Source organism: Bacillus sp. FSL W8-0223, assembly GCF_038006805.1.
Lineage (GTDB): Bacteria > Bacillota > Bacilli > Bacillales > DSM-4216 > Bacillus_O > Bacillus_O smithii.
Genome location: NZ_JBBOVX010000001.1, coordinates 2,580,530 through 2,604,988, shown reverse-complemented (window position 1 = coordinate 2,604,988; position 24,459 = coordinate 2,580,530). Strand labels below are relative to the sequence as shown.

The window sequence follows — 24,459 nt, the reverse complement described above, 5'->3', positions numbered from 1 at the left end:
ACTTACCAAAAGGAAATAAAATGTGCTATATTATTGTCGGAAAAACAGATTTGAGAGGGGTATTTAGGATGGCAGGTCATTCTAAATGGAAAAATATCCAACGGAGAAAAAATGCGCAGGATGCAAAAAAAGGGAAAGTGTTTCAAAAGCTGGCGAAAGAAATCTACGTAGCCGCTAAAAGAGGGCTTCCTGATCCTGACGCCAACCCTGCTTTACGGCTTGTCGTTGAAAAGGCGAAAGCGGCAAACATGCCTAATGACAATATAAAGCGAGCCATTGAAAAAGCTCGCGGCAATCAAAATGGAGAAAATTACGAGGAAATTGTGTATGAAGGATATGGCCCCGGCGGTGTAGCCATTATGGTCACGTGCTTGACTGACAACAAAAACCGCACGGCATCAAATGTGCGGATGGCTTTTTCGAAAAATGGAGGAAATCTTGGGGAAACAGGCTGTGTTTCCTATTTGTTTGACCGCAAAGGCTATTTGGTCATTGAAAGAGAAGATTTGAATCTCGACGAAGATGATGTGCTTCTGCAAGCTATTGAAGCCGGAGCGGAAGAAATGGAAACGAGCGAGGAAGCTTTTGAAATTTATACGGATCCGGAGAACTTTATGGAAGTGAAAGAAAACTTGGAAAAAGCGGGATTTGCTTTTGCAACCGCTGAAATCACGATGGTTCCGCAAACTTATACGGTGCTTGATGATGAGCAATCAGCCAAAATGGAAAAATTGCTCGACATGCTCGAAGACAACGATGATGTGCAAGAAATTTATCATAACTATCAAGAAGCTTAATAAGTTTCATCCATCATCCATTTGGAGCAAGGCCTCGTTTTTCGATTTTATATAAAAGCTTTTTACGTGAGCGTTCATGATAAAAAAAGGACATGTTGGCAATCTGCGATAAACGCGTAGAATGCCGGCATGTCCTTTTTTGCTGTATCATTAAGAAGATGATGGTTTCGGTTTCCCGCGATTGATGAGTCTTGCGACATCGATCATCGAGAAAGGCAAGAAGCGGTATTTTCGGTAAGCCATATATCTTGGCTCCCAGTTTGGATCATATTTTTCTTTGAATTTTCGCAGTCCGGCGAAATGGTAAATATATTGAATATGATGAAACATATGGGAAGCAATCCGTTCCGGCCAAAAAGCAGTTTCGGTTTGGCCGACATTGGAAAGCGGCGTCATACCTAAGTTGAATGTGGTATAGCCGTGTTCTTGTGCCCATTCAATCATGGCAATCAATAGACCGTCCATAATGCCGGGAGGAGCATCGGGTACATATCGCATTAAGTCGATGGAAATAATTCCTTTCTGGTAAGTCGGCATTAAGCTGGCAAAGGCCAAGATCTTTCCTTCTTCCGTTTCCAATACCGCGACGGGGGCAAGCGAGAGATAGTCTCGATCAAAATAACCTAAAGAAAATCCTTTTTCTTTTTTCTTACCGAGCCATTGATTAGAGACTTCTTCAATATTATGGAAAAATTCGTCTGTAAATGGTGGTTCCACCATCCGAAAGCGTATATTTTCTCTTTTTAATCTGTTTTTGGTGGATCGAAGTCCTGCCTTTCGCTTTCCTCTCAAGGAAAATGAAGTTAAATCGACGATCGCTTCCTCTCCCAGTTTAAAGAAAGAGTTGCCAAAGTCATGGTACATCGGCATGTATTTAGATTGGACTTGATAAAAAATGATATGATAACCGAAACGATCCGCTTTTTTATAAAGATCATTCAACAATGAATAAAACGAGTCTTCGTTTCCCACCGGATCGCCAAGCACCACCACTTTATCGCGAATGATCGAAAATTGAATAAAGGCATTTCCATCTTTGGACAAGAAAAAGGATTTGTCCCCTAAAAACGCCAGATGGCTTAAATAATTTCCCCCATAATGATGAAGCAATTCCAAAAGCTTCTCATCGGAAACTTCCATTTCGAATTTTTCGTTGTGCTTGGATTCAAAAGTGTAATAAAAAATGATATTCAGAATGAGGAAGATAGCGGTGCTCATTCCAAATGTCAATTCGACATCATTTTTTTGCACGGTCATTCCTAGTTCATATGCATAATCAGGAAGACTGTTTAACGTAATAAAGTAGATCCAATAAAACAACATAAACAAGCCGGCAAGAACCAGTTTCCGGACCCCCGTTACAGGACGGCGGATGCGGTCGAACTTTTTCTTCGAGTAGCCAAAAAGCAAGATCATGCCAATCAGCCAAATAACCTCTAAAACGGTTCCCGCTGTTAAGAGAACAAAAAGAAGCGCCAGAACAAAGCTGTTGAAAACAAAGTGGCGAGCTCTCTTCGTCCCTAAATAAACCCCTTTGACACTTAATATCAAAGTGATGGAAAGAGCGACCAGAAAGGCGTCAAACAATAATTTGATATAACGAGTATAATCTTTGCCGGCGATCGAATGATCAAAATGATAAGGCTCAATTCCATATAAAAATAAGTAGACTCCGCTCAAAAACACCAAAATGGAAAAAGACAAATACGGAATTTTTTGTACCCAGCTTTTTTGCAAGGACAAGACGACGCTCGAAGTATCAATCGCCGGTCCAAGAATCGGTTTCATTTCCGGCTTTTTCAATACGTTGCCGCTGAATTCGTAAATGGTAAAGATAAGCCCGAGAAGAAAAGGCAAAAAGTAATAAACAGTACGATACAATAACAGAGCGGATACAATCGTTTCTTCTTGATAGCCCAATTCTTGAAAACCGATTAAATAAATAACATCAAAAGCGCCTAAGCCTCCGGGAATCATACTGATTAATCCGGCAGCAGCTGAAGTGAAGAAAATGCCGCAAGCTGTTCCAAACGGTACATGGATCCCCAGAACCCGCAACGAAAAAAAGGCGACGATGGCCGCTGACAGCCATTCGATAATAGAAGCGACCATATATTGTACCGATAAAGTGAAAGAAGTAGCGTCTTTCCCTTTGATGCGAGACAGAAGAAAAAAGGCGGGCAAATAGAGCGCTATGACGACTACTACGATGTCGAGCCACTTTTTGCTGGCAAGCAGCGGTTTGGCATGAAAAAAGTTCAAGAGCACGAATAGACAATAAAACGACAAGCCGGCAAGGGTGCCTGTCGCCATCCAAGCAATTCCCCGCAACAGCTTAGATTCTTCTTTCGTATGCTGCTTATACAACATCATTCTTAATCCCGCGCCGATGATGCCGCCAAAGCCCAAAATTCCGTTAAGCGTATTGGCGATCCAAGAGATGCGGAATATTTTTCCCGTACGAATATTCAAGTTCAAAAAACGAAGAAGAAAGAAATCATAAAGAAACATCGTACTGACCGCGAGCAAGCCTAATAATACAACTACCGTCACTTGGTAGGATGAAAGACTTTTTAATATGCGGATGGAATCGCTAATGGAGATATTGGAAAGTTCTCTTTTTCCTTGAAAAAAGACAAATACAATGATGGCTAATGAAAAGAAAAATTTTGCTGAACTGCGTAGCCTTTTGAATGTAAGGAATTGTTGCAATATGATCTTCTCCTTTGCTCCGCATAGTCCGTCCGTCAGTTCGTTTCGCTGCGTCAGCGACGACGGACGCTTTTTCCTTCCTTCATTCTATAATAAGTAAGCCAAAGATAGAATTTTTTTCTTCTGCTGTCAAGAGGCCGTATCCTTGGCAAAATGAGAGAAAAAAAGGGGATAGTCGTCCGTTGAAAGGACTATATTTGCTCTTTCGATTATGATTATATTTCTCCTTTTTGGAACAAACTATCAACAAGAGTTCATTACATTTAGGTGGTGTTTACATGACGCTGTTTACAAGAATCAGTTTTATGATGTTATTGGTGGCAGGAGCGTTTTTCCTTACGATTTTCCACGATGAAGCCAAAACGGATACGAGCAAAAAATCGGCCGAGAGTGAAGAAAAGCCAATAAGTACTGCCGGTGTCGTGTCGCCCAATGTTTCTGAAAAAAAGATGACCGTGATTTTAGACAGAATTTATTTGGATGGAGAGGTCAGCGAAGAAATCCGGACAGAGCCGTTCATTTCTATTGGAGATATACTTGAACGTTATAAAAACTGGAAATTGGTAGAAATGGATGATACAGAAGCTGTGTTTCAAAAAAAAATAAACGATATATCTCCTTTATTAAAAGCTAACGGATATTTTGGCATTACGGACAAAGGGGTTTTATCCATTTTCAAGGGAAAACCGGAAGGAAAAAACGCCCAAATTATTCAATCTTTTTTTCAAATTGATGTTCATAAACTTGAAAGCGGCGTTCAAAAAGAATTACGACACGGAATTCCCATTAAGACAAAAGAAAAATATACGAAAGTAATTGAAACGTTTAAGCCATACTCCATCGAAAAATAAAAACAGGATGATTTTGACCTTTGTTCATTTCAATCCAAGCTTTTGGATACAGTATTCAATCACAGTCGTTTTCAAGAAAATAAACGACCTTTCCTCGACTTAACACTGAGAAAAGGCCTTTTTATTTTTACTTATAAAGAGCTCGCGGCAAAAAAGCCGTGAAAAGGAGAGTGCTGAAAATATTGTTATCTTGCTGTCAAAGGGGATTTGACTATTCAGATTCAAATGACTTTCTGGAAAAAGAAAAGAAACGAACCCGATATAACAAGGATTCGTTTCTCGTAGTGATTTGTTTGTCAAATATATTGGTAGGCGGGTGACAGCGGTCCCCTAAAAAGATCGTTCTGTCAACTAGCCATCCGTTAAACCGATGTCCGGTTGAAGTTTATTTAAAAGAAAGACCGGCTGCAACTTCCATTTGCTGATCTTTCACTTCTAAAACAAATTGTAAAATATCTTCTGCTGCATGCGGATTGATGAATTTTCTTTGGCTATCGATAATATGATTGAGTTTTTCTCCATCATTTTTAAGCAATTCGGTCATTGTCTGTTTGATATCGTCTGTCTTATTGCACACTACTCCCAAATTTGATTTTTCGGCAAAGTAGGGGTTGTCCTCTTCTTGGCCGGGCAACGCACCGGTTATAATCATCGGCGTATTGGAAGCAATGGCTTCAAACATGACGTTAGGACTCCCTCTTGTAAAGACGATATCAGAGGCAAACATCAGTTCATGGATATTTTTCGTGAAACCGTATATCTCTACTTTATCTCCATATTGTGGAAAAAGGGATTGCTCTAACTTTGCTTTCAGCTTCGCATTTCTCCCTGCCACAATTTTGACGGTGCAATCAAAATGATCGAGCAAAATTTCCGCAATCTTCTTCATATTGCCTACACCTTCGCCGCCGCTCATAATCAAGCATTTTAAAGGGGCGCCTTTTTGATAACGGACCTTTCTATTGGTGTTGTTTCTGAAAAACCTGGAACGAACCGGAAATCCTAAAATTTTTATATTCTCCGCTGGAATGCCGTATTCCATACACTTATCCGCCGCTTCCACGGTCGGGCTGATGATATAATCAGCTCGAATATCTGCCCATAACGGGCTAATGTTGACAAGATCAGCTATCAGTGTAATGAATGGGATTTTAATATTTTGTTTCTCTAAAATATTTAAAATCGAGCCGTTAAAATTAGGGTGCACCGACAAAATCAAATCGGGTTTTACTTCGTCCAGCAAATGCAGAAAGTTATTTTTGATTAATCCTTCTATAAAATAGTTGATTAACGTTGGGTTATCAGCTGATATGTTATATACCATCTTCCATAAATTTTCGGCTTTTCTCGTGATCGGTCCATATAGTTTGCCGATCGACAGCAGAGTTTGTCCGCCAAGCGAAAAGCCATCCACAACGTGTATGTTGATGTCATGGTCCCTTCCAATTTTTTCGCATAAAGATTCTGTAATGCTTTTATGCCCATGACCTGTATGATCAGAGGAAATGATCAGCACTTTTACGCCCATTTTACCAAGCCTTTCTTCACATTGTATAATATAATCATACCAATAAATGATAGGGAGAATACTAAAATTTTCTTCCATTTTGATCAAGCAAAAAAAAGAAAACACTTTTGAATTCCTGAAGGTAGTATTGTACTACTCAAAAATAAAAACGGAGTTCTTTCTGTGTTTTCACTAAAAAAGACTTCCAAAATAGAAATATGTTCTTGCTCCAAATAGTATGTAAAGAAAAAATAGACGGCTGTCTTGCATTCATCCCTGTTTAACCAATAAAAAAGCAGGATGAACCTTAGTCATGATCTTTTGTTTGAAATGATCTGTAGATATAATATCATATTGATGAAATGCCAAAGAAGTTTTTTTGCAAACTGCACTTCCATTGGCTGGACGAATCTGAAAGGAAATGCATGTTGACAATAGCTGCCGCATCTTGCTGCATAAGAAATCTTGTATTATAGAAATCCAATTCGTGTTGACGATCTTAAAGCAAACCATATCATCAAATTTTTAGACAAAGGAGCTTTCATTATATTTGAAACGTACGAAATGGAGAATCATCTATACGATCTTTGTTTTTATTGCCCTTGCGGCATTTGACAATATCATCATTGGATTATTTCCTCCGCTGTTTCGCTATATAGCAAAAGATTTACATGTGGAAGTTGCGAAATTAGGAGTTGTTTCAGCTGTTAACATTTTAGTTACAGCGGTTTCCTCCGTTTATTGGGGATATCTTTCCGGAAAATATAAACGTAAGAGACTGATTATGATTGGGACCTTTATTTGGGTCATATCTGTATTTTTAACGGCCTTTAGCCAAAGTTACGGGCAGCTTTTACTGTTTCAAATCATAACAGGAATCGGTTTAGGCTGTATTGCTTCTATTGGTTTCAGTGTTTTAACGGATTATATCCCCTATCAAAAGCGGGGGATGGTGTTAAGCCTTTGGGGCATGGCACAAGGCTTAGGCGGTATTTTAGGGTCTCTGATGGCTTCTTTAACGGCCATTAATACGAGTTGGAGATGGCCTTTTGAAATCGTTGGGTTGATCGGTTTTTTTCTCATTATTCTTTACGTTTTTGTAGAAGAACCGTCCAGAGGCCAGTCAGATCCTGAGTTGAAAGATTTGATGAGAAATGGACAATCTTACAACTACATAATAGAGGCCAAGCATCTTCCCGCTATTCTTCTAAAAGGCAGCAACGTGTTTTTGTTTTTGCAGGCATTTTTTATGAATATTGCAACGGGTAGCCTCATTTGGATTCCAACTTTATATATTTATAAAATTCAGCAGCAAGGGTACAGTTTGGAAACAGCCATGATTGCATCAGGTTATCTTTATGCGATTTTTCAAATCGGCGGGATGACTTCCGCTTATTTCGGCCATCTTGGTGATCAGTTGCAAAAGAAAACGTTTAAAGGAAGAGCTTTATTAACGGCTGTTTTCGTATTTCTGACGATGCCTCTTTATATACTCATGTTTTTCATTCCGTTGGATCATCTGTCATTGCCGAATGATCATAATGCTTTATCGGTTTTAGGCGGTTTAATCACACAAATATTCACAAATCCATGGATTGCTTTATTGTTTGCTTTATCGCTTTTGGCATCTGCTGCTCAATCTGCCAACACGCCAAACTGGCTGGCGCTGATAACAGATGTGAATCTTCCTGAGCACAGGGGGACAGCATTTAGCGTCGCTAATCTTTTCAATAGTTTAGGCAGAACTGTCGGTAACGTAGGAGTTGGAATTGTGCTTGGCATCGTTTCTACTTCTTATCATGAACCATATAGCTATATGATCACGTTGTCACTGCTGCAGCTGTTCCTTGTTCCGTCTGCATTCAGTTATATTTTAATGGCCAATCAAAATGTATCTGACATCAAACGAGTGAAAAAAATCTTGAAAGAAAGATCGTAGCGGCTGCATTGTCTAAAGTCGGCAAATGATACGGAAAGATAAGGGTTCCGTATGGCGAAAGCAGGATCGCCACTTTTCTTTTAAAAAAATAAATTCCGTCGGTTTCTTGGTTTCGTTTTCGATTGGTCTGTTTTTTGTTTTCTATTTTTTCTGTTAGAATAAGAACAGATGTTTTGTTAAAGGAGATGAAGGATGAAATCTACTTCGGCTTCCATCATTGCCGATTAGTTGCCGCAACGGCTGTTATAAAAGTTGCACGGCCTTGTTTCGGCCGTTTTGACAACATAGAAGGATAGGAGTGAATGCTGCGCTTCTTTTCTTTTTTGTTCCTGACAGTCCCATTCATTCTCTCCCGTTTTTTTTTCGCTTCACAAATCAAGATGTGGTACAATCATGGTTAGCATAAAAGGAGAGAGTTGGTTTGTTTGAATATATTAAAGGTGTTATTGAATATGTAAGTCCTGAATATATCGTCGTCGATCATCAAGGAATAGGCTATCAAATCATGATGCCGAATCCATTTGTGTTTTCAAAAGAGCTGGGACGCGAGAAAAAAGTGTACATACACATGCATGTACGGGAAGATTTGCTTGCTTTGTACGGTTTTGAGTCAGCCGAAGAAAAAAAGTTATTTCAAAAATTATTAAATGTCTCAGGTATCGGTCCAAAAGGAGCTTTGGCCATTTTGGCTTCGGGAGCCCCTCAACAAGTGATCGCCGCCATTGAAAACGAGGATGAAAAATTTTTGACGAAATTTCCTGGCGTTGGCAAGAAAACGGCAAGACAAATGATTTTAGACTTAAAAGGCAAATTGCAAGATGTCGTTCCCGATTACTTTCCTAATTTATTTTCCTCCTCATCACCTGAATCTCCTGCTGAATTTTCTCCTGAATGGGAGGAAGCCGCTCTTGCGTTGGAGGCGCTTGGGTATTCCCGCAACGAAATTCAAAAAGCGGCTCATGTGTTGAAAGGAAAAGCCCTTTCAACGGATGAATATATAAAGAAAGCTTTACAAGTACTGTTGAAAATATAGAGTGACACTTCCAGCCGTGGGATGGAAGCAATCGGGCATATGGGGAAGCCTTCCCTTAAAAAGGGTGTCTTCTGTGCTGCAGTCCCAAGGAAGGGGAAGGGACGTATTGCCCGTTAATATGGGATATAAGGAGGGAGGAGATGAACGGTGGAGGAAAGGATTGTGTCGGGTGAAGCAGATTGGCAAGAAGCTGCAATGGAACCGAGTCTGCGCCCGCAAACACTGAAGCAGTATATTGGTCAAGACAAAGTAAAGAGAAATTTGGAAATTTTTATTGAAGCCGCTCGAATGAGACAGGAAACTTTGGATCATGTGCTTTTGTATGGCCCGCCGGGATTGGGAAAAACCACGCTGGCTCAAGTAATCGCTAATGAAATGGGTGTCCGTCTGCGGTCGACTTCAGGACCGGCGATTGAGCGTCCGGGTGATTTGGCGGCTATTTTGACATCGCTTGAGCCCGGAGATGTTTTGTTTATTGATGAGATTCATCGTCTTCCAAGGGCCATTGAAGAGGTGCTTTATCCTGCCATGGAAGATTTTTGCTTAGATATCGTCATCGGCAAAGGTCCGAGTTCTCGTTCTGTCCGGCTTGATGTACCTCCTTTTACGCTTATCGGAGCGACGACGAGAGCTGGATCGCTTTCAGCTCCTTTGCGGGATCGATTTGGGGTCTTAAGCCGGCTTGAATATTATAATCAAGAGCAGTTGAAAGAAATCGTTTTGCGGACCGCCGATATTTTCCATACGGAAATTGAAGAGAGAGGGGCGATGGAAATCGCCAGACGCTCGCGGGGGACGCCGCGAATAGCGAATCGCCTGCTAAAGCGAGTTCGCGACTATGCACAAGTTCGCGGAAATGGATTGATTACGTACGATATTGCCGCTGAGGCGCTTGAGTTGCTGCAGGTGGATCAAATGGGGCTGGATCACATTGACCATAAGCTGCTTTTAACCATCATTGAAAAATTTCGCGGCGGCCCTGTTGGTTTGGATACAATTGCGGCAAGCATCGGCGAAGAACCGGGTACAATAGAAGAAGTATATGAGCCGTATTTATTGCAAATAGGTTTTTTACAACGGACGCCTAGGGGAAGAATGGTTACGGAACTTGTTTATCACCACTTTCAAATGGAGGTTCCTAAAGAATGAGCGGTTTAGGAAAAACATTGATGATTGTTGGAGGCATTGTTTTTTTGGTCGGTTTTCTCATGCAGTTTATCAAAATTGGGAGACTGCCGGGAGATATTCTCATAAAAAAAGGGAATATGACCTTCTATTTTCCCATTGCTACGTCCATACTGTTAAGCGTCCTGTTGTCCGCGATCTTCTATTTTTTGTCGCGTTTTAACCGGCCGTAGCATCTTCATTCAAGGCTTATGGTCGTTTGGAATACCCAATCATTTTGCCAATCGCAGGCGGCCTGCCTCGATTTGGCAAAAGATGTTCTTCCAATCCTGCATATAGGATGGGAAACGTTTAGAAACAAGAATTTTTCTGCTTAGAAAAGATTGAATTGAAAAGGTGACATCGAATGAATGTAGAAGATTTTGATTTTGAATTACCAGAAGAATTAATAGCCCAAACTCCTTTAAAAAATCGTTCAGAAAGCCGGCTGATGGTGTTGGATAAGGAAACGGGTGAAATCAAGCATGATATTTTCAAAAATTTATTGCACCATCTGAATCCCGGTGATTGTTTAGTATTGAATGATTCAAAAGTTCTTCCGGCTCGATTGTATGGAGTAAAGAAGGATACGGGTGCTCATATAGAAATTCTGCTTTTAAAACAATTGGAGGGGGATCGCTGGGAAACGTTGGCGAAGCCGGCCAAAAGGTTAAAAGAAGGAAGCCAAATCATTTTCGGAGATGGTCAATTGACAGCGGAGTGCGTTGGGAAGCTCGATCATGGCGGCAGAGTGATCGAATTTCATTATGACGGCATTTTTTACGAAATTCTTGATCAGCTTGGAGAAATGCCGTTGCCCCCTTATATAAAAGAAAAGCTTGAAGATCAAGACCGTTATCAAACCGTGTACGCAAAAGAACGCGGGTCGGCTGCCGCACCGACAGCTGGACTTCATTTTACGGAGGAACTTCTTAAGGAGATTGAATCTGCAGGAGTTCATCTGGCTTTTCTTACTCTGCATGTAGGTCTTGGAACGTTCCGTCCTGTGTCGGTAGATAGGGTGGAAGATCATGATATGCATGCCGAGTTCTATCAAGTGTCTAAAGAAACGGCGGATTTAATTGAAAAAGTTCGTAGAGAAGGCGGGAAAATTTATAGTGTTGGAACTACTTCAACTCGAACGCTCGAAACGATTGCCAGGGATCACGACGGAAAAATTGTTCCCGCTAGCGGTTGGACGGATATTTTTATTTATCCGGGATTTCAATTTCGCGCGATCGACGGGTTGATTACGAATTTCCATCTTCCTAAATCGACGCTGATTATGCTTGTGAGCGCCTTGGCAGGGAGAGAAAACATCCTGAATGCCTATGAAACCGCCGTGCGGGAAAAATATCGTTTCTTTAGTTTTGGAGATGCGATGTTTATAAAATAAATTGATTTGGCAGACAAAGTTAGCATCAAAAGAGGAAGGAGCATGGAACATTGCCAGCCATCAAGTATGAATTATTGAAAACTTGTAAGCAGACGGGTGCAAGGCTTGGTAGAGTGACGACGCCGCATGGAAGTTTTGAAACGCCCATGTTTATGCCCGTTGGAACGTTAGCGACAGTGAAAACCATGTCCCCGGAAGAATTAAAAGAGATGGGGGCTAAGATTATTCTAAGCAATACGTATCATCTTTGGTTAAGGCCCGGCCATGATATTATCCAAGAAGCGGGCGGCCTTCATTCCTTTATGAATTGGGATGGAGCGATTTTAACCGATTCTGGCGGTTTTCAAGTATTCAGCTTGAGCAAACTTCGTCGCATTGAGGAAGAAGGCGTGTATTTCCGCAATCATTTAAATGGGGAAAAACTGTTTTTATCTCCTGAAAAAGCGATGGAAATTCAAAACGCTCTTGGATCAGACATTATGATGGCATTTGATGAATGCCCTCCTTATCCGGCTGAGTTCGATTATATGAAAAAGTCGATAGAAAGGACTTCGCGATGGGCTGAGCGCTGCCTGAAAGCTCATAAAAGACCGGAAGACCAAGGGTTGTTTGGGATTGTGCAAGGGGGAGAGTATAAAGAACTTCGTCGGCAAAGTGCCAATGATTTAGTGTCTCTTGATTTTCCGGGCTATGCGATCGGTGGACTGTCGGTGGGAGAACCGAAAGAGGTCATGAATGAAATGCTGGAATTCACGACGCCGCTTTTGCCGGCTGATAAACCGCGCTATTTAATGGGAGTAGGGTCGCCGGATTCTTTAATTGATGGCGCCATTCGGGGAATTGATATGTTCGATTGTGTACTTCCAACGCGAATTGCCAGAAACGGTACGCTGATGACGAGCCAAGGTCGGCTTGTGGTGAAAAATGCAAAATACGCTCGCGATTTTCGGCCGATTGATGAGCAATGTGATTGCTATACGTGCAGAAACTATTCGAGGGCGTATATCCGTCATTTAATTCATACGAATGAAACATTGGGAATTAGGTTGACGACTTACCACAATCTTTATTTTCTGTTAAAATTAATGGAGAAAATCAGACAAGCTATCCGGGAAGACCGGCTTGGTGATTTTAGAGAAGAGTTTTTTGAACAGTACGGTTTTAATCGTCCTGATGCCAAAAACTTTTAAAAAGGAACGTAAGCTTGAACCTCAAGCTTTGAGTGTTTATTGTACTTAGAAAGGGGTGAATGGATTGGGTAGTTTAGGAACATTTTTGCCTTTAATTATCATGTTCGTTCTGTTTTACTTCTTGCTTATCCGTCCTCAGCAAAAACGGCAAAAGCAAGTCATGAATATGCAGAACAGCTTGGAAAAAGGAGATAAGATCGTTACGATTGGCGGTCTTCATGGCATCGTCGATTCGCTGGATGAAAATACGATTGTCATTCGATGCGGAGATGGCAGCCGTTTGACATACGACCGGTCAGCGGTTCGTGATGTGATTGAAAAAGCCAAAAGTTCTTCGACGAACTCGTCTTCAACAAACTCGTAATAAAAAAAGAAGCAATTTGGTCATTCGAATTGCTTCTTTTTTATGGATAGATTAAAGCGCAAAACAGAGGTCAGAAACTTGCTAAGACTCTTTCGTTTTCCCGCCGGAAAGATTGACGCCCAATACGCTTCCTAGCATGGCGGTGGCGATATAGCAAAGATGGAAGATGAGTTGCTTTAAAGAAAAGATGGAGTCGTATCCGAGAAACTGATATAGAAAAATAATGGAACTATAAATGATTCCTGTAATCGCTCCAAGAAGCAATCCTTTTTCCTTTCCTTTTCCTCCTGTGATATATCCCCCGATGAATAGGCTAAAAAAAGAGATAATGGTGACAAGCAAATGAATAGATTGTTCGGTTAATTGCGAAAAACGTAAAATGGTTGCAAATATAAGACTGCTTACCACCGCCATGATCAGGATAGCGATGACCCCGTATAAAACTGCACTAATTTGCCTTTGCATAAAACGGCTTCTCCTCCCGCCTTGAAATTTAAATTTTCCCAGTACAAGCTTATGCACTTCTTTTTTGGAATAGAAGCATCATTTTAAATTCTAAATTCCAGCTTCTTCCTTAAATCTTTGATCCTTGTTCACACATACTAAAAAGGTGAACGACATCCAGGGAGGGAATTTCGTGACTTATTGGTTGATCGGAATTAGAACGATTTTTCTTTATATCGCCATATTAGTTATTTTTCGGTTAATGGGGAAACGTGAAATAGGAGAATTGAGTATTTTAGACTTGGTAGTATTTATCATGATCGGGGAAATGGCGGTTATCGCGATAGAGAAACCGAATGCGCCGATCATGTACACATTGTTCCCTATGTTGATTATTATGGTCGTTCAAATTTTATCTTCTTATATTTCATTGAAAAGCGCGCGCTTTCGCAAAATGATGGATGGACAACCGGCGATTATTATCAACAAAGGAAAAATTGACGAAAGAGTGATGAAAAAAAATCGATATAATTTTGATGACTTAATGGTCCAACTTAGAGAAAAAAATGTCAGCAATATTGCCGATGTAGAGTTTGCTATTTTGGAGCCTTCTGGAAGCCTATCCGTATTAAAAAAAGACAACAAAAAAAGAGAGGAAAATTCTTTTACACTTCCTCTTATTTTAGACGGTGTCATACAAGAGGAAAATTTAAAAATGATCCATAAAACTCCTTTTTGGCTGAAAAGGGAGCTGCGTGAAAGAGGCTTAAAAAAAATCAAAGACATTTCTTTTTGCAGCTATCAGGACGGAGAATTTTATATTGATATCAGCGATCCTCCACCTAAAAAAGATGGAAATCATCAACGAGATTGAATGGTTTGTTTGTACGGGCAACACTAGAAACAGTTCTTGCTTGTCGTTTTCACCATTCAATCGGATCCATTGACCATTAGAGCAACAGGTGGGTTAATGATTTGCTGTATTGGTTGGTAAGCCATTGCTGAATAGTGAGAACCGATCATAACGTTTTATACCCATCTTTTTACAAAAGGGATTTTTAGCAGATCTCTTTTTTTAATTAGACCGGCCGCTCCGGAACAAATGATGTAGAGGACGGAAGTGAAAGTGGCTCCCGCCAAAAAACGAATGAATGGACTTTCCATGGTGAGTACATATTGATCTGCCAGTTTGGAGAATATAATGACAACCACGACGACAAATATAAAATGAAGATAATCTCTTACATAAATCGTTAAAGATAATTTTTTAACGGCTGTCATTAGATGAAGCAACGTCACTAACATGGTTCCCGTCACAATCCCAAGTGCCGCTCCGTAAATGCCGAATGAAGGCTGGGAGGCGAGTACGAAAATAACGGCCAATTTTACAAAAGAGCCGATAAAGCTGTTGATCATCGCTGCATCCGCAAGATTCAGCGCCTGCAGAACCGCCTGAAGAGGTCCTTGATAATACTGGAAAAGAAAGAAAGGAGCCATCAATTGAATAAACACTGCCCCTTTATTTGATCCATACATTAGCTGCATCAATGGTTCGGCATACAAATAAAGAATAATGACAGCCAGTCCTCCGGTGACTAGACAAAATCGCAAAGCTTCTTGAACTTGGTATTCCAAAAGCCGATAGTTTTTATGGGCATTGGCCTCGCTGATCGCCGGTACTAATGAAGTAGATAAAGAAGTGGTAATAAAAGAAGGCAGCAGTAATAGCGGCAACGCAAAGCCCGTTAACATCCCGTATTGCTGCGTGGCCACACCGGAGGCGATTCCAGCGATGGCCAGACTGCGGGAAACGACAATCGGTTCTAAAAACCACGACAAGGAGCCGATCAGTCTACTGCCCATCGTCGGAATACCCACAATCATTAATTCTTTAAAAACATCTCCCCCTGAAAAAATGGTTTTCAAAAAATGGTTTCGCACGCGGAATCTCTTTTTCATTTTAAACATGGTAAACAGATATAACAGGGATCCAAGTTCGCCGAGCACGGAGGCGATCATCGCTCCTGCGGCCGCAAACTCAACGCCGTATGGTAGGAAGGCTTTTGTCATAACGGCGATGAGAGCGATCCTAATCGCCTGCTCCAATACTTGTGATATTGCGGATGGTTTCATATTTTGCCTACCTTGAAAATAGCCCCTTAAAACCGAGGAGACGGCAACGACAGGGATAACGGGAGCGATGGCCAGAAGCGGATAGAAAGTCCGTTCATCTGTAAACAAAGTTTTGGAGATAAAAGGCGCACATAACAGCAATCCCGGTGTAAAGACGAGCGAGAGAGAAATCGTGACTCCAAGTGAGACGACAAGGATTTTCTTGATCCTCCGAAAATCGCCTCTTGCTTCAGCTTCCGCCACACTTTTGGAGATAGCCACAGGAAGCCCCATTTGCGTCAATGTAACCGCTAGTATAAAAGTTGGGTAGGCCATCATGTATAATCCGACTCCCTCTTCGCCGATGGACCGAGCGATCACAATTCTATTGATAAACCCTAAGATTCTGGTCACAAAGGTCGCTATTAATAATATGAGTGTTCCTCTAAGAAACTTCGACATTTTCCTCCCTGCCTTCTCAACTGTACCGTTATCTTTTACAATGATATATATGCAAACAAATGGACAAAGCATGACAAGATGTTCATTTATCGGAAAAGGCGGGATGAAAATGAAAAAAAATCATCACCCATATCAGCGGTTTTATCATCGATTAACACCAGCTCTTGTCAGCAAGGTGGAAGAATTTCGGCTGTTAGGCTATGAGTCGGTTCAACTGGATTCATTATGGAATTATTTCATCAAGAAAAAATGGAAGAATGCCCAACAAGATGTTCGGATCTATCAATTAGTAAGCGATATTATTGCACTGAAACCTGGAGATTTTATGAATTATGCAACGGTGGAAGCGTATCGTTCCTCTCCTTTGTTGACAGATCAAAATCGAGAAGAAATCCAATACCTTTTTCATCCACAAAAAGAACGATGATAAATTGACAGCTTCTTTTTTCTGCTTCATAATAAATACGTTGAGCGATTCTGGTGCCTTATTCGCCAGAATTTTTTTGTATCTTTGCAGTACATATTTAAGGAGGCTTTAATTGGAATGGTAAAGCGGAGCCGTATTGTTGCCTTTTTTTTGATTGTGATTCTAATCGGAAGCTTGGCGGGGGCAACAACTAAAAATATTTTGAATCATATCAGGCTGGGCCTTGATTTGCAGGGCGGTTTTGAAGTTCTGTACAAAGTCGAACCAGCGAAAAAAGGACAAAAAATTACGGATAAAGTAGTAGCGGATACAGCCGAAGCCCTTGATAAGCGGATTAATGTTCTCGGGGTAAGCGAACCGAGTATTCAAATTGAGAATGGTCATCGCATCCGCGTCCAGCTGGCAGGGGTGGAGGATCAAAATCAGGCTCGTGAAATGTTATCGACTCAAGCTAACTTGACGTTTCGCGATGTCAATGACCATGTGATGCTTGATGGTTCGGATCTTGTCTCCGGAGGAGCGAAGCAATCATTTTCGCAGGATGGCAAGCCGAACGTTGTGCTTAAATTAAAGGACCGGAATAAATTTAAAAAGGTCACTCAAAAAATTGTAAGCATGGCTCCCAATAACCAGCTTGTCATTTGGCTTGATTTTGAAGAAGGAAAAGATTCCTTTAAAAAAGAAATTCAGAAAAAACATCCGAAATTTATATCCGCGCCTAACGTAAACGAAGTATTAGACACGGATCAAGTGACGATCGAGGGCAACTTCACCACCAAAGAAGCCCAAAACCTTGCTTCTTTGTTAAATGCTGGCGCATTGCCGGTGAAGCTGAAAGAAGTTTACTCGACATCGGTCGGCGCCCAATTCGGTGAACAAGCGTTGCATGATACCGTTCTTGCCGGAATCATCGGGATTGCGATCGTTTACTTATTTATGATTTTTTACTATCGGTTGCCGGGTATCATCGCTGTGATTGCCCTTTCCATCTATATTTATTTAGTACTTTTGATATTCGATTGGATGCACGCCGCGTTGACCCTTCCGGGAATAGCGGCTTTGATCCTTGGGGTTGGAATGGCGGTCGATGCCAACATCATCTCGGCTGAACGGGTGAAGGAAGAGATAAGGGTTGGAAAAAGCATTCGGTCTGCCTTTCAAGCCGGTAATAAAAACTCTTTATTGACCATAATTGACGCCAATATTACGACTCTTTTGGCGGCTGCCGTTCTCTTTTTCTTCGGGACAAGCTCTGTCAAAGGTTTTGCGACCAGTTTAATTGTCAGCATCATCGTCAGCTTTATCACCGCTGTCTGGTTATCGAGAGTTTTGCTTGGATTAATTGTTCAAAGCGGACTGGTCAAGAACCGTCCAGGATGGTTTGGAGTTCGCAAAAAAGATATCCACGATATAAAAGAAAACGTAGATACATTAGATTTGAGTACGAAATTTGACCGTTTTGATTTTGTCAAGCATCACCGCAAGTTTTTTGCTTTTTCATTGATTTTGATCATTGCCGGTATGATCGTGTTGGGAATCTACAGGTTGAACTTGGGTATTGATTTTACGAGTGGAACGAGATTGGAAATTATGGCGAATCAGCCATTGACGGAGGAAAAAGTAGCGAATGAGCTGAAAGCTGTCCATCTGAAAGCAGATCGAATTTTGATATCCGGCGATAAGAAAAATATCGGGGCAGCAAGATTTAAAGAAGCGTTGACCAAAAAAGAAATTGCCCAAGTAAAAGAACATTTCCACAAGAAGTTTGGAAACGAGCCGAATGTGAGCAGCGTATCTCCTATTGTCGGAAAAGAGCTGGTGAAAAATGCGATTTACGCTTTGATCATCGCTTCCATAGGGATCGTTATCTATCTTGCATTTCGCTTCGAAATTTACATGGGGATTTCTTCCATTGCGGCCTTGCTGCATGACGTATTTGTGATTGTATCCGTCTTTAGTTTAACGAGACTGGAAGTAGATCTTACATTTGTCGCCGCCGTGTTGACAATCGTCGGTTATTCCTTAAATGATACGATCGTCACGTTTGACCGGATTAGGGAAAATCTGAAAAAACGCCGCCGCATTAAATCGTATGATGAATTGGCTGATATTGTAAACCGCAGCTTGCGGCAAACGTTGACCCGTTCGGTGAATACGGTTTTAACCGTGTTGATTACTGTTGTGGCGCTGCTTCTTTTCGGAAGCGAATCGATTCGCAATTTCTCCATTGCTCTTTTCATCGGATTGATTTTCGGAACCTACTCTTCCTTGTTTATTGCCGCTCAATTATGGTTGGTGATGAAAAAAAGAGAATTGAAGAAGAAAGGTTCCTTAAAAACGTATAAAGAAAAACGCAAATGGAGCGACGAACCGCAAGTATAAATGAAATAAATAACATCTTTTAAAAGCTGCAGGATCATCCTGCGGCTTTTTTCATGGCATCGAACTGTGGGGGGTGAATCCGTCATTGAAAGCAGAATATGAGTTTTGTATAATAGGATGAGTTGAGGGGTGAACGTATGTTAAAACCAAAAACCCGATGGATTGTTCGGAAACATCTCTCGGATGAGACTGTTCGAACATTGTCAAATGAACTGGCTATCAGCCCTCTTTTGGCCGAACTGTTAGTGAACCGTGGTATTACCGAGGTAGAATCGGCACGGTGTTTTTTATTTGATAAAGGAGAAAGCTTTCATGATCCATTTCTCTTAAAAGATATGGATAAGGCAGTTCGTCGCATAAAAGAGGCCATTAAAAACGAAGAAAACATTTTGGTATATGGAGATTATGACGCCGATGGTGTGACAAGTACATCGGTTATGGTTACCGCTCTACAAGATTTAGGAGCGAATGTTGATTATTACATACCGAATCGATTTACCGAAGGATACGGACCTAATGAAAATGCTTTTCGATTGGCAAAATCGCGCGATATTCATTTGATCATTACCGTAGATACGGGGATAGCGGCTGTGAAAGAAGTGGCTCTGGCAAAGGAATTGGGTATGGATGTCATTATAACGGACCATCATGAACCTGGTCCTGTCATTCCTGAAGCATTTGCCGTTATTCATCCCAAGCATCCGGAAGGAAATTATCCGTTTCCTTATTTGGCAGGTGTAGGAGTGGCATTCAAGACGGCACACGCTTTATATGGCGAGCTGCCGGAGAATCTATTAGATTTAGCCGCCATCGGGACAGTTGCTGATTTAGTGCCGCTTTTGGGAGAAAACCGTTCTCTTGTAAAAGCAGGCTTAAAAAAACTGCAGCAGACAAGTCGTTTGGGCATTCAAGCGATTTGTCGATTAAACGGCGTATCCTTAGAAGAGATCAATGAAGATACTATTGGTTATATGATAGCCCCTAGACTGAATGCCGCCGGAAGATTGGATTCTGCTTATCCCGCCGTTGACTTGCTTCTTGTGGAAGATCAAGAAACGGCTCTTTCCATTGCAGAAGAGATTAATCGGATGAATGCAGATCGGCAGCAAATGGTAAATGAGATGACGAAAGAAGCAGTGGAAATCGTTGAAACTTCCTATCCGCCAGACCGGAATCCCGTCCTTGTGATCGGGAAAGAAGGTTGGAATCCCGGCGTTATCGGGATTGCTGCTTCTCGGCTTGTTGAAAAATACTATCGACCCGTTATTATTTTAAGCTTTGATCGGGAAAGCGGGCTTGCAAAAGGATCTGCCCGCAGCATTCAAGGATTTAACTTGTTTGATAGCTTATCGGAGTGCCGCGATCTATTGCCCCATTTTGGCGGACATACGATGGCAGCAGGAATGACGATGAAAATCGAAGACGTAGATCGATTGCGCAGCCGAATGATCGAATTGGCTCGAGAACAGCTGAATGAGGAAGATTTTATACCACAAACGGAAGTGGATATGGCCATAAACCTGGAGGATGCCGAGCTGTCGATGATTGAAGAACTTCAGCTGCTTGCCCCTTTTGGTACGGAAAATCCGAAGCCAACGTTTTTACTGGGGGATCTGGCTTTTCGCAACATGCGGAAAATCGGTGCAGATCAATCTCATTTGAAAATGCAGCTCGCCAGTGGTGACGCCTCTTTGGACGCTATCGGTTTCGGCATGGGAGAAATGGCTGATCACATAGCTCCTCAATCGAAGGTTTCGGTTATCGGAGAACTTGGCATCAACGAATGGAATCATATCAAAAAGCCGCAGATCGTCCTGCAGGATATTCAAGTAAAGGAATGGCAGCTGTTCGATGTCAGGGGAATGCGGCAACTCGATAAGTGGATGGATCTTGTTCCGGATGACAGGATTTTGATTGTCTTTCATGAAGACACGATAGCCCGGCTTCGACTTCAACCTCTTGAAAAAGATCTTGTCGTCGTTTCTAATTTGGAAACAGCCGCTAATCTCGATATTTCCGGTCGAAATATCGTTTTTATGGATTTGCCTCCAAAAAAAGAATATATGGAAATCTTGCTTTCTCATAAGAGTCCGAACAGAATTTATGCCCATTTTTATCAAGAAAAGCAGCATTATTTCAGTACAGTGCCCACAAGGGAGCATTTTAAATGGTATTATGCTTTTCTTCTCAAACAGAAAACTTTTGATTTAAAACGATACAGCGGCGATTTGGCTAAATACCGGGGATGGTCGAAAGAAACGATTGAGTTCATGTCCAGAGTGTTTTTAGAACTCGGATTTGTTACAATAGAAGATGGCCTTATTTCATTAAATGAAGCGCCGGCTAAGCGAGATTTAAATGAATCCAAAGCTTATCGCGAAAAACAGGAGCAATATCAAATCGAGAACGAACTGTTATATTCAAACTACGAACAATTGAGAGATTGGTTTAATCAATATTTTTATTTGTCTCAAAATCATGAGGAGGAAACTAAAACATGGATTTGAAAAAGTATATTGCTGTCGTGCCTGACTGGCCTCAGCCTGGAGTGCAATTTAAAGATATCACGCCGCTCATGGATAATGGCGAAGCGTTTAAATTTGCGACTGATCAAATCGTAGCCTATGCAGAAAAGAAAAAAGTAGATATAGTCGTAGGACCTGAAGCGCGTGGGTTCATTGTAGGCTGTCCTGTTGCTTATGCTCTTGGAGTTGGATTTGCGCCTGTAAGAAAAGAAGGTAAGCTTCCTCGAGAAACGGTAAAAGTAGAATATGGCCTTGAATATGGAAAAGATGTGTTAACCATCCATAAAGATGCCATTAAACCGGGGCAAAGAGTATTGATTATCGATGACTTATTGGCAACCGGAGGAACAATCGAAGCAACGATTAAACTGGTGGAACAACTCGGCGGTATCGTTGTTGGCATTGCCTTTTTAATCGAATTGGCCTATCTGGAAGGACGCAAGAAGCTGGACGGGTACGATATTCTGGCGTTAATGAAATACGAATAAACGACTCTCTTTTATGAGAGTTTTAAGGTATGGCACTCTTTTTTCGAGTGTTTTTGCTGATGCGACTCGATCAAATGTAGAGAAACGCTCATTTTTGATGGAAAACGCTTGGACAATTTTGTTTTAAGCGGTACAATAATGTTACTAGCCGAAGACGAAAAAATGGATGAAAAGCCCTTTTTATAAGGGCTTTTTGGTCTTCTTAAAAAGGTCGAACGATAACGAAAGATGAATCCTTTTCATTGTCCAGCGGGCAAGGCAGAGAAAATGGCGGCTCAGATTGGCAGGAGATAATGGCGAAAAGGGCTGTAATAAAGATTAATCGACAAAATTCAACATTCTTTTCAATAAATTTGAATAGATGACTTTACATCTATTCTTTTTTTAAAGATAATAGAAAAATAAAGTTATTTTTAAAACTCAATACCCAAATATTTTTAAAATTACAAAGGTGAGTATTTATATGGCGAAAGATCAGGTATTAACCGCCGAACAAGTAATCGATCGGGTGAAACAATATTTAAATGAAGAGCATGTAGCTTTAGTATATAAGGCCTATCGTGTGGCAGAAGAAGCACACAAACATCAATACCGGAAATCCGGGGAACCTTATATTATGCATCCGGTGCAGGTTGCAGGCATTTTAGCGGATTTGGAAATGGATCCTGCAACAGTGGCAGCGGGTTTTTTGCATGATGTCGTGGAAGATACGGAAATGACCCTCGACGATTTAAAGAGGGAATTTAATGAAGAAATTGCCATGCTTGTGGATGGAGTCACGAAGCTTGGCAAGATTAAATATAAGTCTCATGAAGAACAGCAAGCGGAAAATCACCGGAAAATGTTTTTGGCTATGGCTCAAGATATTCGAGTGATTTTGATTAAGCTTGCTGATCGTCTGCACAACATGCGTACGTTGAAACATTTGCCGGCTGAAAAACAACGCAGAATCGCCAATGAAACGCTGGAAATTTTCGCCCCGCTTGCTCACCGGCTGGGAATTTCTAAAATCAAGTGGGAGTTGGAAGATACCGCACTTCGCTATTTAAACCCGCAGCAATATTATCGAATTGTCAATCTGATGAAGAGAAAGCGGGCTGAGCGCGAAGAATACTTGGAAGAGGTCGTTGAAGAAGTGAGGGAGCGGCTGAAAGAAGTCTCGATTGAAGCGGAAATATCAGGCCGCCCTAAACATATTTACAGCATTTACCGGAAAATGGTCATAAAAAACAAACAATTCAATGAAATATACGACTTATTGGCTGTAAGAATTTTAGTCAACAGCATTAAAGATTGTTACGCGGTGCTTGGAATTATTCATACATGCTGGAAACCGATGCCGGGGCGTTTCAAAGATTATATTGCCATGCCGAAGCCTAATATGTACCAATCGCTGCATACGACTGTCATCGGTCCGAAAGGCGATCCTTTGGAAGTTCAAATCAGGACTTTTGATATGCATCGCATCGCTGAATATGGGGTTGCTGCCCACTGGGCATATAAAGAAGGAAAAACGCTTGATGAAAACTCTTCTTTTGAAAAGAAACTTTCTTGGTTCCGTGAAATTCTTGAGTTTCAAAAAGAATCGGCCAATGCGGAAGAATTTATGGAATCTCTGAAAATTGACTTATTTTCCGATATGGTATTTGTATTTACTCCAAAAGGAGATGTCATCGAGCTTCCGTCCGGCTCTGTTCCGATCGATTTTGCCTATCGCATTCACTCGGAAATCGGCAACAAAACGATCGGTGCAAAAGTCAATGGAAAAATGGTGACTCTTGATTACAAGCTGAAAACTGGGGACATCGTGGAAATATTGACGTCCAAGCATTCTTACGGTCCAAGTCAAGACTGGATTAAATTGGCCCAAACGTCCCAAGCGAAAAATAAAATTAAACAGTTTTACAAGAAACAACGGAAAGAAGAAAACATTGAAAAAGGTCGGGAGCTTGTAGAAAAAGAAATCCGCAATATGGATTTTGATTTAAAAGAAGTAATGACGCCGGAAAATATTAAAAAAGTAGCTGAAAAATTCAATTTCTCATCGGAAGAAGATATGTACGCAGCTGTCGGCTATAATGGCATTACCGCTGCCCAAATCGCCAACAGATTGACGGAAAAATTGAGAAAACAGAGAGATGAAGAAATCAGTGTTCAAGAATCGGCGATCAAAGAGCTGAAAACATTCCCGACTACTAGTAAAACGAATGTCGGTGTTCGAGTAAAAGGAATCGATAATTTGCTGCTCCGCCTTTCAAGATGCTGCAATCCGGTTCCTGGAGATGACATCGTCGGCTATATTACGAAAGGACGCGGTATTTCCGTTCATCGTGCGGATTGTCCTAATATCCATACTGAAGAGACGAAAGATCGTTTAATTCCGGTCGAATGGGAAAGCAATCCGGAAAATCATAAAGAATACAACGTAGAAATCGAAATATCGGGTTATGACCGCCGCGGTTTATTAAATGAAGTCCTCCAAGTGGTCAATGAAACAAAAACCAATATTTCAGCGGTTACCGGCCGATCCGATCGCAATAAAGTAGCTAGAATACACATGTCGATTTTCATACGCAACGTCAGCCACTTGCATAAAGTGGTGGAACGAATTAAGCAAATACCAGACATTTATGCGGTAAGAAGAATTATGAATTAAGGGTGTGGAA

The 24,459-nt window shown here is 41.2% G+C and carries 19 protein-coding genes; 15 read left to right on the top strand and 4 right to left on the bottom strand.

The features are described 5' to 3' along the window. Positions 1-68 precede the first annotated feature (68 nt). Complete coding sequence (locus tag NST81_RS12640) at positions 69-797, top strand: YebC/PmpR family DNA-binding transcriptional regulator (RefSeq protein ID WP_341030024.1); 729 nt, start codon at positions 69-71, stop codon at positions 795-797. A gap of 150 nt (positions 798-947) precedes the next feature. Here the strand turns inward: NST81_RS12640 and mprF are convergent, their stop codons facing one another. Further along, a complete protein-coding gene (gene mprF, locus NST81_RS12635; RefSeq protein ID WP_341030022.1) occupies positions 948-3,509 on the bottom strand; it encodes a bifunctional lysylphosphatidylglycerol flippase/synthetase MprF in 2,562 nt (853 codons plus the stop codon). 278 nt (positions 3,510-3,787) lie between these two features. Here mprF and NST81_RS12630 point away from each other — a divergent pair, with 278 nt between their 5' ends. Continuing rightward, entirely contained in the window at positions 3,788-4,360 is a 573-nt protein-coding gene (locus tag NST81_RS12630) for a BofC C-terminal domain-containing protein (RefSeq protein ID WP_341030020.1), read from the top strand. A 385-nt stretch (positions 4,361-4,745) separates the two neighbouring features. Here NST81_RS12630 and NST81_RS12625 read toward each other — a convergent pair whose 3' ends face one another. Next, the gene (locus NST81_RS12625; protein WP_341030019.1) at positions 4,746-5,993 is read right to left on the bottom strand and encodes an MGDG synthase family glycosyltransferase; all 1,248 of its coding nucleotides are present in this window, start codon (positions 5,991-5,993) and stop codon (positions 4,746-4,748) included. A gap of 424 nt (positions 5,994-6,417) precedes the next feature. Here NST81_RS12625 and NST81_RS12620 point away from each other — a divergent pair, with 424 nt between their 5' ends. The 7 genes from NST81_RS12620 to yajC all read left to right on the top strand — a co-directional run bounded on the left by NST81_RS12620 (position 6,418) and on the right by yajC (position 12,953). After that, complete coding sequence (locus tag NST81_RS12620; protein WP_174521033.1) at positions 6,418-7,806, top strand: MFS transporter; 1,389 nt, start codon at positions 6,418-6,420, stop codon at positions 7,804-7,806. Positions 7,807-8,227: 421 nt separating this feature from the next. Next, entirely contained in the window at positions 8,228-8,839 is a 612-nt protein-coding gene (gene ruvA, locus NST81_RS12615; protein WP_003355495.1) for a Holliday junction branch migration protein RuvA, read from the top strand. Between the two features lie 147 nt (positions 8,840-8,986). Then, a complete protein-coding gene (gene ruvB, locus NST81_RS12610) occupies positions 8,987-9,988 on the top strand; it encodes a Holliday junction branch migration DNA helicase RuvB (RefSeq protein WP_341030017.1) in 1,002 nt (333 codons plus the stop codon). Next, on the top strand, positions 9,985-10,197 hold the full coding sequence (locus NST81_RS12605) for a DUF2905 domain-containing protein (protein ID WP_003355492.1): 213 nt from the start codon (positions 9,985-9,987) through the stop codon (positions 10,195-10,197). The genes ruvB and NST81_RS12605 overlap by 4 nt, the downstream gene beginning before the upstream one ends. Positions 10,198-10,370: 173 nt before the next feature. Beyond that, positions 10,371-11,399 (top strand): tRNA preQ1(34) S-adenosylmethionine ribosyltransferase-isomerase QueA, encoded by a 1,029-nt coding sequence (gene queA / locus NST81_RS12600; RefSeq protein WP_048623750.1) that lies wholly within the window; start codon positions 10,371-10,373, stop codon positions 11,397-11,399. 50 nt (positions 11,400-11,449) lie between these two features. Then, entirely contained in the window at positions 11,450-12,589 is a 1,140-nt protein-coding gene (gene tgt / locus NST81_RS12595) for a tRNA guanosine(34) transglycosylase Tgt (protein ID WP_003355490.1), read from the top strand. A gap of 64 nt (positions 12,590-12,653) precedes the next feature. After that, the gene (gene yajC, locus NST81_RS12590) at positions 12,654-12,953 is read left to right on the top strand and encodes a preprotein translocase subunit YajC (RefSeq protein ID WP_040341803.1); all 300 of its coding nucleotides are present in this window, start codon (positions 12,654-12,656) and stop codon (positions 12,951-12,953) included. Between the two features lie 81 nt (positions 12,954-13,034). On the opposite strand, the gene NST81_RS12585 is transcribed toward yajC, so the two are convergent. Beyond that, positions 13,035-13,418 carry a TIGR04086 family membrane protein gene (locus NST81_RS12585; RefSeq protein ID WP_341030016.1) on the bottom strand — a complete coding sequence of 128 codons (384 nt, stop codon included), beginning with the start codon at positions 13,416-13,418 and terminating at the stop codon, positions 13,035-13,037. A 172-nt stretch (positions 13,419-13,590) separates the two neighbouring features. Between NST81_RS12585 and NST81_RS12580 the strand changes: the two genes are divergently transcribed. Continuing rightward, positions 13,591-14,271, top strand: coding sequence for a DUF421 domain-containing protein (locus NST81_RS12580; protein ID WP_341030015.1), 681 nt, complete (start codon positions 13,591-13,593; stop codon positions 14,269-14,271). 155 nt (positions 14,272-14,426) lie between these two features. Here NST81_RS12580 and spoVB read toward each other — a convergent pair whose 3' ends face one another. Continuing rightward, positions 14,427-15,971, bottom strand: a complete 1,545-nt coding sequence (gene spoVB, locus NST81_RS12575) for a stage V sporulation protein B (RefSeq protein ID WP_341030014.1) — start codon at positions 15,969-15,971, stop codon at positions 14,427-14,429. A 109-nt stretch (positions 15,972-16,080) separates the two neighbouring features. Here spoVB and NST81_RS12570 point away from each other — a divergent pair, with 109 nt between their 5' ends. From NST81_RS12570 to NST81_RS12550, 5 genes are all read left to right on the top strand, one after another. Next, positions 16,081-16,398, top strand: coding sequence for a post-transcriptional regulator (locus NST81_RS12570; protein WP_003355485.1), 318 nt, complete (start codon positions 16,081-16,083; stop codon positions 16,396-16,398). A 117-nt stretch (positions 16,399-16,515) separates the two neighbouring features. After that, positions 16,516-18,780 carry a protein translocase subunit SecDF gene (gene secDF / locus NST81_RS12565; RefSeq protein ID WP_341030013.1) on the top strand — a complete coding sequence of 755 codons (2,265 nt, stop codon included), beginning with the start codon at positions 16,516-16,518 and terminating at the stop codon, positions 18,778-18,780. 137 nt (positions 18,781-18,917) lie between these two features. Continuing rightward, complete coding sequence (gene recJ, locus NST81_RS12560; protein ID WP_341030012.1) at positions 18,918-21,287, top strand: single-stranded-DNA-specific exonuclease RecJ; 2,370 nt, start codon at positions 18,918-18,920, stop codon at positions 21,285-21,287. After that, positions 21,278-21,793 (top strand): adenine phosphoribosyltransferase, encoded by a 516-nt coding sequence (locus NST81_RS12555; protein ID WP_003355482.1) that lies wholly within the window; start codon positions 21,278-21,280, stop codon positions 21,791-21,793. Before recJ ends, NST81_RS12555 begins: the two co-directional genes overlap by 10 nt. Before the next feature lie 463 nt (positions 21,794-22,256). Then, positions 22,257-24,449: a RelA/SpoT family protein gene (locus tag NST81_RS12550; RefSeq protein ID WP_270584286.1), complete on the top strand. Its 2,193-nt coding sequence runs from the start codon at positions 22,257-22,259 to the stop codon at positions 24,447-24,449. Positions 24,450-24,459 lie beyond the last annotated feature (10 nt).